This is a genomic window from Sphingomonas cellulosilytica (assembly GCF_052321755.1).
In the GTDB taxonomy this organism is placed as follows: domain Bacteria; phylum Pseudomonadota; class Alphaproteobacteria; order Sphingomonadales; family Sphingomonadaceae; genus Sphingomonas.
In genome coordinates this window covers 37,992-48,274 of the sequence record NZ_JBQRTT010000011.1, presented here as the reverse complement: position 1 = coordinate 48,274, position 10,283 = coordinate 37,992, and the positions used below count along the sequence as shown (strand labels likewise).

Genomic DNA, 10,283 nt, shown 5'->3' with positions numbered 1-10,283 from the left:
TTCGGCCGCCTCAAAGACTGGCGCCGGGTTGCTACCCGCTACGATCGATGCCCGACCGCCTTCCTCTCCGCTATTGCCCTCGCTGCCACCGTCATCTTCTGGCTGTGATCAACGAGTCCTGACCCTAAGCGAAGCGAAGAACATCGCCGGCAGCCTAGGACATCCTTTACGGTGATCGGCTACAAACGATCTATGGAGATGAGGAACAGCGATTTTTTTGTCCGACGAAACCTGCGCGAGCAGGTGCGGGCGTCTTTTCCGTATCTAATTGCCGGTGCGATCGGGATAGCAGGCGCAATTTGTTCGATGACGAGCAACGGCCAAGAGCTAACTTCCGAAGCGGCAGGATGGTCTAACTGGCAAATATCTATTGGGATAAGTGTTGCAATTATTAGCTTCTTAATTGCGGTGGGAGCTTCGCCCCGCACATGGAAGACCGCATTGTCGGCGATCGTAGGATCTTTAATATGCGGCGTACTTTGCTGGGCTTTGTCATCCATTATTGTAGATAGGGTTTGGCAGGCTTGGGAGTTTCGAAACAACGTAACAGAGAGAGTGGATCATTTTGCCATAAACATGGCGACTATAACCCGGTATAGGGGAGATAATTTCGACGTGTTTCTCCGGGATTATCCAGTTATGCTGAGCGTCGATAAGCAAGACTATTTATTAGCGTTCGGTCAGGTCGAGCGCACATATCCGCGTGGCTATTGCGTATTTGCGACTGTTCAAAGCTCAGGATTAGCCGCTCGTATCATGGCGCAGCATGGGCTAGCTTTACCAGCCGGGAGTCTGAGACGATGCACGCACGGGAAACAGCCTTAACTTTTAGATGGTCGCACTCGATCGGACCTTCCCGATTCTCGATCGATTCCGAGAACCCCTGAGCCGTCTCGCTGGCCGTTCCCAATCGGGAAAGATCGCCTTAACTCGATCTGTGCGACAAGGCCGCATGACCAAGCGTTCAAAAGTATGGATCGCCAGCTTTGCCGCCAGCATAATGCTGGTGGCATCTAGTGTCGCGGCATCACAGGTTACGGCCGGCGATCCCGACCTCCCCATCGCTTTCACAAATATCGTGCCGGATGTGTGCTTCGGGATAGCGAATGGAACACCGTTAACGCAAGAGCGAGCACCTAAGCTTCTGCTAGAGAGCCTTAATAGTCCTCCCACAGCATTGCGGGGCACGTATGCGCATGTACCGACTTGGTATAGAGCGCAGGCAAAGCCCCTTAATATCTTCGTTGGTGTAGGTGACGCTCCAAACCGCTGCCATGTCGTTCTAGCTGATACGAAGGATGCGAAGCAGGCTTATCGCAATCTATCTACCATTCTCAAGGCAACCGGTTTTTCGGCTCTTGAAGATAAGAGCGGCCGCGCCTTGACGTTGTACGTCAAGCGCGCACCGACCGGGAACATGCTTGTGCTGTTGAAGGGGCTCACTGATGCTGACGACGGAAACGGTCCCCAAGTTTCGGTTGATGTAAGCTCAGCCTCTGACGATATGCTCAAATCACTCCTTGGTCCAAGATAGGGCGGTTGCAGGCAGCTTTCCCGATCAAGCATCGTTTGTGGGAAAGGCGGCGGCCTACCGAATGCACATGCCTGCCTGCCTCGGCCGGCTGCAGCTGCTGATGAACGAATGACTGAATGTGGGAAGGCGAAAGTTAGCTGCGGATGGCCGGAACTGGGTCTGCGCAGCCAAGCGGCTGGCGGTAGCTTCCGACCAACCTCCGGCTCTCGTCAGCGTTTACAGTGAATCTCCAGTAAAGCGAGTGTCAATAAACCCTTTCACATTGATTGAAATATACGAACGCTCTGAGAATATGTTGAAGTCTGCTTTCTGATGATGGGTGACGCAATGACTCAACGCAGCAGTCAACTTCGCCTCAATATCCTGTGCTGTTGGATAATGCACGTCCGGTCTTAATACGAATCGATATGGTTTCCTGAGTTCGGTAACGATATCCACGTCAACGGCATCTCCTGATGCGTTAACCGAAACGTTAAAGCTCTTAATTGAATGCCGGGCCACTTCTGAATCCTTTCCATCGAGATGTTATCGCGGCGTTGACGCCGAGGCCAGTGCCTCTGAGCTACCGAAAGTCCTATGGCAAACGCCGCATGTCGTCTCGTGGCCAGACACCCCGCTCGACATACTCCTCCTCACGAACGGCGGTCTCCAAATCCCGGCCGTTCCATGCGCCCGCACGAGCCGGCCGAAGCGGTGGTCCTATCCGCCTGAATGAATGGCGGGTTTCGGGTATCGTCTCAACGGCGATGATCGTCCGGCATTGGGTCAGCTCAGACCTCAGTGCGTTCGGCCAGTTCCAAAGCGTCCTCCACGTCAACGCCCAAGTAGCGGACCGTGCTGTCGATCTTGGCATGGCCGAGAAGGATCTGAACGGCGCGGAGATTGCCAGTCGCCTTATAGATGATCGATGCTTTCGTGCGCCGCAGCGAGTGGGTCCCGTAATCCTGCGGCGGAAGGCCGATGCCGACCACCCACTCGTGTACGAGCCGGGCGTATTGCCGCGTACTCATGTGAGCCATGTAGTCGTTTCGGCTCGGAAAGACGAAGTCGTTCAGTGTCCCGCCGCGACGCTCCAACCATGCCCGCATCGTCTTTCGTGCCGTGTCCATTAGCTCGAACTGAACCGGTCGTCTGGTTTTCTGTTGAACCACGACGGCGCGGTCACGGACGCGCCCGCCAGAAACGACATCTCCGATCCGCACACTGACTACGTCACAGCCACGTAGCTTGCTGTCGATGGCGAAGTCGAACAGCGCTCGGTCGCGCAGTCGTCTTTGCTGATCGAGCCAGAAGCGAATGGCCCAGACCTGTTGCTGTTTCAGCGCGCGCTTCGCACCAATCAACCGGCCTTCGTTCCAAGGTCGAAGTTCGTGAAAGGCGGGGTCCATCGACGAGTGACCCATCGATCCTCTCCATCGGGTCAGATTGCCAATCGAGCGTACGCAGGCGCGGTAAACCGGCGGTTTGGAAATGTGGTTGACCTGGCGGCGGCAACGCTGAACGAGCGGCGGGTTTCTGGTGCCACCTCGGAATGCGTAAATGACCAAACCTGGGTCTTGGTAGCAGCGCCTATCAGTCAGATAGACGTAGGCGTCTCCATGATCTGGACGATTTTGTTGCCCAATTCGGTCATGACGAACGGCTTGGTGACGACCGCCATCCCGGGTGGGAGGTGCCCGTTGCCGATCGCGGCGTTCTCGGCAAAGCCGGTCACGAACAATATCTTCAGGTCCGGGCGTATTTCGCGCGCCGCATCGGCAACCTGGCGTCCGTTCATGCCACCGGGCAGTCCGACATCGGTAATCAGCAGGTCGATCGGGATGGCGGACTGAAGGATTTTCATTCCCGAGGGACCATCGTCGGCCTCGATCGCGGTGTAGCCGGCTTCTTCCAGCACTTCGACGATCAGCATGCGAACCGTCGCCTCGTCGTCGATCACCAGCACGGTTCGTCCGGCACCGTTATCGCTGATCGCTTCGTCGGGCACCTGCTCCTCGCCGATCTCGCCCATGAAGCGCGGCAGATACAGGCACATCGTCGAGCCATGCCCTTCCTCAGAGTAGACACGGACCTGCCCGCCCGACTGGCGCACGAAGCCATGGATCATCGACAGGCCGAGGCCGGTTCCCTGACCGATCGGCTTGGTGGTGAAAAACGGGTCGAAGATGCGGTCGATCACGTCCTTGGGAATGCCCGTGCCGCTGTCGGTGACACAGATCGACAGATACTGACCCGGCGGCAACTGCCGTTCGCGCGCGCCGCGGTCGTCGAGCCATTTGTTGGCGGTCTCGATCGTCAGCCGCCCGCCGGTCGGCATCGCGTCGCGCGCGTTGATCGCAAGGTTCAACAGCGCGCTCTCGAGCTGCGCTGCATCGACCTTTGCCGGCCACAGGCCGCCCGCGCCGACCACCTCGACCTTGATGGCCGGACCGACAGTGCGGCTGATGAGATCCTCCATCCCGAACACCAGCCGGTTCACATCGGTCGGCTTGGGGTCGAGCGTCTGGCGGCGCGAGAAGGCGAGCAAGCGCTGCGTCAGCGCCGCCGCGCGCTGCGCCGAGGTCTGTGCGCCGGTGATAAAACGGTCGAGGCCGTCGGTCCGCCCGGACGAAAGCCGGCGCTCGATAATTTCGAGGCTGCCGATGATGCCGGCGAGCAGATTGTTGAAATCATGCGCGATGCCGCCGGTCAGCTGGCCGACTGCCTCCATCTTTTGCGCCTGGCGAAGCTGCTCTTCCGCGCTGGCTAGGCGCGCCTGGTCGCGCAGACGGTCGGACACGTCGACCGCATATTGGAACGCGCCGACCAGATTGCCGCTGCGATCGTGCAGCGCATTGAAGCGCAGTTCGTAATAGGGACGGTCCCGGTGGGGATCGCCGAATTCTTCGACGACCGTGAAATTCTCGCCGCGCAGGGCGCGCTCCCATATGGCGAGGACCGGCGCGTAATGGGCCGGCATCTGCGCTATAAGGTCCGGCAGGCAATCGCCGACGCTCGCGCGGAGGCCGAAGATGCGTTCGAATTCATCTGCATAAGCGGCGTTGAGCGCCAGATAGCGGAACTCGGACGATACCACCGCGATCAATGCGTCGGTGTTCTCGATGACATCCGCCCACAGCTTGCGCTCGGTCACGGCCTCTTCGACGCGGAGTTCGAGCGTGTCGTTGATCTGGCGCAGTTGCAGCTCGGCATTTCGCCGTGCGCTGACGTCGTTGAACAGGATGGCGACACGGTTCGCATCGGCCGCCCCGATCCGCAGCGCATGGACGTCGAACCATCGTCCCATCGCGTCCGACCCGCTTTCGAAGCGAACCGCTTCGCCGCTGCGCGCGACCTGTCCGTAGCGATCGAACCAGACCTGCTCCAGTCCGGGGACCAGCTCGCGTGCGGTCCGGCCTGCGGCGTGGAGCAAGCCGGTCTGCTTCTCGAACGCCGGATTGGCTTCGATGAACCGATAATCGACGGCATGGTCGCCATCGAACAGGACCTCAACGATGCAGAAGCCGACTTCGATCGTCTCGAACAGCGTCCGATAGCGCTCCTCGCTGATCCGCAGCGCGTTTTCGGCTTCGCGACGTTCGTTTATGTCGATGACCGAACCGATATAGCCCAGAAACGTACCGTCGCTGTCGAAGCGGGGGGATGCCGCGTCAATCGCCCATCGATAGTAGCCGTTGCGGTCCTGAAGCCGATATTCGAGCCGGAATGCTTCCCGAGCCGCATTGGCGGCGAGGAACAGCTCGCCCGACCATTGCCGGTCGTCAGGATGGACGGCGTCGAGCCAGCCAAGACCATGCGCCGAACGTTCGGTCTGTCCGGTGAAGTCGTACCAGGCACAGTTGAGATAGGTGCAATTGCCATCGGGATCGGTGACCCACATCATGACCGGTGCGTGGTCCGCCATGTTGCGGAACCGCGCCTCGGATTCGCGCAGGGCCGCGTCGCGTGCCCGGCTGGCGGTGATGTCGCGCGCCTCGATAATCGTACCCACCGGCTGTCCGCCTTCGTCGAGCAGCGGGCTGGCGGTGAACCGGACCGGATAGAAGCTGCCGTCCGGGCGGACGAACAGTTCCTCGCCGTCCATCTGCGCCCTTTCGGGAAACGCGCGATCGATCGGGCACTCGGCCAGGGGATAGTGGGACCCGTCGGGACGCGTATGATGCACGACATCGTGGAGCGGTTGTCCCCGCATCTGTGCCAACGAATAGCCGGTCAGCGAGCAGTTGCGGTGACAGCATCGCGTTGCGATCCTTGCGGCCTTTCCCCTCCTCGATACGGATGAGCATGCGCTTGCTGTCGATGGCGTCGGCCTTGAGATGCGCCACCTCCGACACGCGAAGGCCCGCGCCATAGGCGACGCCCAGCGCCGCCCGGTACTTGATGCCCGGTGCCGCCTCCAGCAGCCGCCCGACCTCATCGACGCTCAGCACGTCGGGCAGCTTCCTGGGACGCGGCGCCAGCACCAGCTTGCGTGACAGATCCGGCCGGTCCAGCGTCACGCCGAACAGGAAGCGCAACGCCGATACCGTGGCGCCGATGACGGACTCGCTCGTGCCGTGTTCGCGCTGGTGAACCTGGAAGCGCCGCACATCCTCTGCCGTCGCGGTATCCGGCGGGCGTTTGAGGAACGCCGCAAAGGCGCGGACGTGACGGACATAGTCGTGCTGCGTCCGCGCTTTCATCGCGCGCATCGCCATGTCGTCGAGCATCCGCTGACGTAGTGGGGTAATGGGTGTTTCGGTCGGTAACGTCGCCATGACAGGGGTCCTCATGTTGAAGGAACCCCATCGTCCGCCTCCGCTGCTGCAGGGCCAAACCTCAGCGCTGACGCGCTATCTCACCGCCAACACCACTGCCGCGCAGCGGCTTCGTGCACTGGGTCATCAGTTCGAACATCTACGCGGCTCACCGTCATACGGTGACCGATGGGGAGACGCGCTCCGGGCGTCGGTTTGGCAGGCTGCCTCAGTGCGGCCGGTTCACCCATCCGTCCGCTTGATCGCCGCGGCTAGAGCGTTTCCGGCCAACCTAAGTCGAAGGGGGGATTCACACGGACGCGCTGATCTGACTCACAGTGCTGGCTGGATGGAGGCCGGCATGGATGGCAAGCCGTTGTCGATGGATCTGCGGTCGCGGGCGCTGGCCGCGGTTGACGAGGGGATGAGTTGCCGGGCTGCGGCGGTGCGGTTCGGTGTGGCGGCCGCGACGGTGATCCGGTGGCACGACCAGCGCCGTAGCACGGGCGGCTATGCCGCCAGGCCGCAGGGTGGGGACACGCGGTCGCGGCGGATCGAGGCGCATCGGGAGACGGTGCTGGCGCTCCACGAAGCACGGCGCGACATCGCGCTGGACGAGTTGCGTCGCGAATTGGGCAAGGCGGGCGTGACGGTGGCGATCTCGACGCTGCACCGTTTCTTCGCCCGACACGGCATCACGCGCAAAAAAAGACCGGGCACGCGGTCGAGCAGGACCGCGCCGACGTCCTGAGTGCGCGCGAGGACTTGTTCGATGGCCAGCTCGACCTCGACCCTACGCGGCTGGTGTTCATCGACGAGACCTGGACGGCGACCAACATGACGCGCAGCCACGGCCGCTGCCGGCGGGGCGAGCGGCTGCGGATGGGCTACCCACACGGCCATCGCAAGACGACCACGCTGGTTGCAGGCCTGCGCATGACCGGCATGGTCGCGCCGATGGTGCTCGACGGCCCGATCAAAGGCGACTGGTTCGAGGCCTACGTCCGACAGGTCCTCGTGCCCGACCTCCGACGCGGCGACGTGGTGATCATGGACAACCTGTCCAGCCACAAGCGTGCCAGCGTCCGCGAGGCTATCGAGGCCGTCGGCGCCCGCCTCATGTTCCTCCCGCCCTACAGCCCCGACTTCAACCCGATCGAGAAGGCGTTTGCCCGCCTCAAGGCTATGCTGCGCAGGGCCGGCGAGCGCACCGTGTCCGGGCTGTGGTCCCTTATCGGCAGATTGGTTGACCTGTTCCAACCACAGGAATGCGCCAACTACTTCAGCTCCTGCGGCTATGACCCGGACTGATAGGAATCCGCTCTAATGCGAGAGAATTCGCCGATTACGGCATGGCGTTGCGATGAAGCTTTCGGGACGATGACAGGGCGGGCTCGTGGGGAAACACTATAGCGCGGCGAACTGCACCTTCAGATCATCGAGGGTCGCGCCGATGTGGCGCGCTAGCAGGGCGTCAAGCTGTGCACCATTGCGGTCGAGGAAGGCGGCGAGCAGCGCGCTATGTTCCTCGTGCGCACGCGATCCGCGGCCTGAGGGTTGCAGGTGCGCAACGACGTAACGCTCCGCTAGAACAGACAGCCGTTCGACGAGCTGGGTCGTCAGAAGTCGGCCGCCCGGGCGGACCAATGCAACGTGAAAGTCGCGGTTGCGGACGGCGACTTCGGCAAGGTTCGTCGCCGCCGCGCGATCAAGCCGTTCAAAGGCGGCGACCGCCATCGCCCGGGCGTCGTCGTCGGCCTGCGTCGCGGCATAAGCCGCCGCAGCCGGCTCGATCGCCAAGCGCAGCGCATAAATTTCTTCGGCCTGGATCGCGGACATAGGCTGCACGAAAAAGCCGCGGTTGGCGTGGCTGGTCAGCAGTCCTTCCTGTTCCAGCCGCGCCAGCGCCTCACGCACCGGGATCTTGCTTACCCCGAGTTCGGCAGCGAGCGCATCCTGCCGGATCGGCGCCTGAGAACCAAGCTGTCCGCTGACGATCTGTTCGCGCACGATGTCGAAGACCCGCTCCGACAGAGTTCTGACGACAATGCTCACCTGCGCCCCCTTGTCGACCGCGTGGTCATGTGACTTGGAAGCCATGCCAGAAATGATCGGTTTGATCGATCCATATCGTGTTGAAGCCGGTAGTTATCGCCGATCCCTCGATCGATGGTATGATCGCATCCACGCCGCCCACCCGGGTTGCGCGTTCCACGCGACCGGTGAAGCGGCTGCCGATATAGCTTTCGTGCACGAACCGGTCGCCAATGCTCAGCCGGCCCAGCGCGACCAGATGGGCAAGCCGGGCGGATGTGCCCGTGCCGCAGGGCGAGCGGTCGATCGCCTTGTCGCCGTAGAAGACGGCATTGCGCCCGTGCGCGTCGGCGGCACGCGGCGCGTCGGCCCACAGCACATGGCTGACGCCGCGGATTGTCTCATCGAGCGGATGCACGGGCTGGACGGCGGCGCGTACCTGCTCGCGCACCGATCGGCTGAACCGGATCAGTGCATCCACCCCAAGAGCGTCCAAACCGACATATCCACCCTGCGGCTCGACGATCGCATAGTAGTTGCCGCCATAGGACACATCGACGGAGAGCGGCCCCAGTCCGGGTACGTCGATGCGAATCCCAGTTGCCGCCACATAGGACGGCACGTTGACGATGCGGACTGCGGCGACGCGGCCATCCTGCATCTCGTATCCGATTTGAAGAAGGCCGGCGGGCACCTCCACTGTCAGGCTGCCGGGCGTAACCGGCTGGATGAGGCCATGTTCCAGCGCGAACGTCACCATGCCGATGGTGCCGTGGCCGCACATCGGCAAGCAGCCGGACGTTTCGATGAACAGCAGGCCGACATCGGCCTCCGCAACCGTCGGCGGGTAGAGGAAGCCGCCGGACATCATGTCATGACCCCGTGGCTCCAGGCAGAGGCCGGTGCGGATCCAGTCGAACCGCTTGAGGAAATCCTGGCGACGCTCTGACATGGACGCGCCTTTCAGCAGCGGCGCCCCTCCTGCGATGAGGCGGACGGGGTTACCGGCGGTATGCCCATCGATGCAGAAGAAAGTGTGTCGCACGCTCAGACCTTTCAGGCTGCGCGGACGACATCAAGCGCCGGACGGGTGGCAGCAGCATGCTCGACCATCGCAATCACCTCCGCGCGCCGTTCCCCGTCCAGCACGTATCGGGGCGGAAGCACGCGCTCCGATCCGCGACCCATCACCTGCTCGGCCAACTTGATCGTCTGGACCAAGTCATGTTCGGCGTCGAGATGGAGCAGCGGCATGAACCAGCGATAGATCGCCATCGCTCGTGCATGGTCACCCCGCTGGAACGCTGCAACCAGCTCGACCGATTCCCGAGGAAAGGCGTTGGTGAGGCCGGATACCCAACCCTGGGCACCAAGGTACATCCCCTCAAGCGCCACGTCATCAAGCCCGGCGAACAGCGCGTATCGGTCACCGAATACATTGCGAATATCGGTGAAGCGCCGCGTGTCCGGCGCGGACTCCTTCAGCGCGACGATGGTGTCGACGTCGGTCAGCGCGCCCAGCACGGTGTCGTCGATCATCGCGCGATAGGCGGGGGGGTTGTTGTACAGCATGATCGGCAAGCCCGTATGTTGGGCTACACCGCGGAAGTGCTTCACGAGCTCGTGCGCTTTGGGAACGTAGACCATCGGCGGGAGCAGCATGAGCCCGTCCGCACCCGCTGTCTCTGCAGCCCGGGCATGGTGCGCGGCCCGGCGCGTATCATATTCCGATACGCCGGTGATCACGGGCACGCGGCCATTCACCGCCTCCACGATCGCGGAAAGGATCATAATCTTTTCATCGGCATCCAGGGAATTGTTTTCGCCGACTGTTCCCAATGCGATCACGCCGTTGATACCATCACGGATCAACTGGTCCACGACGCGTTGCGTCCCAGGAAGATCGATCGACTGGTCCTCGGCTATTTGTGTCGTGACAGCCGGGAAAACGCCGCACCAGTTTACCGTCATCTCGAATA

General features: G+C 61.8%; 9 protein-coding genes and 2 pseudogenes. 3 read left to right on the top strand and 8 right to left on the bottom strand.

The window, feature by feature from the left end; translation table 11 throughout:
* A pseudogene (locus tag ACTZQ5_RS13675) lies at positions 1–108 on the top strand (IS5/IS1182 family transposase); the annotation flags it as partial.
* Between the two features lie 71 nt (positions 109–179).
* Here ACTZQ5_RS13675 and ACTZQ5_RS13670 read toward each other — a convergent pair.
* Positions 180–500, bottom strand: coding sequence for a hypothetical protein (locus tag ACTZQ5_RS13670; protein WP_443585693.1), 321 nt, complete (start codon positions 498–500; stop codon positions 180–182).
* A gap of 452 nt (positions 501–952) precedes the next feature.
* Here ACTZQ5_RS13670 and ACTZQ5_RS13665 point away from each other — a divergent pair, with 452 nt between their 5' ends.
* Entirely contained in the window at positions 953–1,534 is a 582-nt protein-coding gene (locus ACTZQ5_RS13665) for a hypothetical protein (protein ID WP_443585692.1), read from the top strand.
* Between the two features lie 216 nt (positions 1,535–1,750).
* On the opposite strand, the gene ACTZQ5_RS13660 is transcribed toward ACTZQ5_RS13665, so the two are convergent.
* The 4 genes and pseudogenes from ACTZQ5_RS13660 to ACTZQ5_RS13645 all read right to left on the bottom strand — a co-directional run.
* On the bottom strand, positions 1,751–2,035 hold the full coding sequence (locus ACTZQ5_RS13660) for a hypothetical protein (RefSeq protein WP_443585691.1): 285 nt from the start codon (positions 2,033–2,035) through the stop codon (positions 1,751–1,753).
* 269 nt (positions 2,036–2,304) lie between these two features.
* The gene (locus ACTZQ5_RS13655) at positions 2,305–2,922 is read right to left on the bottom strand and encodes a tyrosine-type recombinase/integrase (RefSeq protein ID WP_443585690.1); all 618 of its coding nucleotides are present in this window, start codon (positions 2,920–2,922) and stop codon (positions 2,305–2,307) included.
* Positions 2,923–3,110: 188 nt separating this feature from the next.
* Positions 3,111–5,885: a PAS domain S-box protein gene (locus ACTZQ5_RS13650; RefSeq protein ID WP_443585689.1), complete on the bottom strand. Its 2,775-nt coding sequence runs from the start codon at positions 5,883–5,885 to the stop codon at positions 3,111–3,113.
* Positions 5,767–6,216, bottom strand: a pseudogene (locus ACTZQ5_RS13645) (tyrosine-type recombinase/integrase); the annotation flags it as partial. The pseudogene ACTZQ5_RS13645 and the gene ACTZQ5_RS13650, both read right to left, overlap by 119 nt.
* A 415-nt stretch (positions 6,217–6,631) precedes the next feature.
* On the opposite strand from ACTZQ5_RS13645, the gene ACTZQ5_RS13640 reads away from it, so the two are divergent.
* A protein-coding gene (locus tag ACTZQ5_RS13640) for an IS630 family transposase (RefSeq protein WP_443585688.1) occupies positions 6,632–7,581 on the top strand; the annotation gives its coding sequence in 2 pieces (ribosomal slippage) (positions 6,632–6,971 and positions 6,971–7,581; 951 coding nt in all).
* Positions 7,582–7,677: 96 nt separating this feature from the next.
* Here the strand turns inward: ACTZQ5_RS13640 and ACTZQ5_RS13635 are convergent.
* Genes ACTZQ5_RS13635 through ACTZQ5_RS13625 form a run of 3 tightly spaced genes read right to left on the bottom strand, consistent with a single transcriptional unit; the run spans position 7,678 to position 10,275 of the window.
* Positions 7,678–8,325: a GntR family transcriptional regulator gene (locus ACTZQ5_RS13635; protein WP_443585694.1), complete on the bottom strand. Its 648-nt coding sequence runs from the start codon at positions 8,323–8,325 to the stop codon at positions 7,678–7,680.
* Positions 8,326–8,350: 25 nt separating this feature from the next.
* Positions 8,351–9,349, bottom strand: coding sequence for a 4-hydroxyproline epimerase (locus tag ACTZQ5_RS13630; RefSeq protein WP_443585687.1), 999 nt, complete (start codon positions 9,347–9,349; stop codon positions 8,351–8,353).
* A gap of 11 nt (positions 9,350–9,360) precedes the next feature.
* Positions 9,361–10,275, bottom strand: a complete 915-nt coding sequence (locus tag ACTZQ5_RS13625; RefSeq protein ID WP_443585686.1) for a dihydrodipicolinate synthase family protein — start codon at positions 10,273–10,275, stop codon at positions 9,361–9,363.
* Between the last annotated feature and the right edge of the window lie 8 nt (positions 10,276–10,283).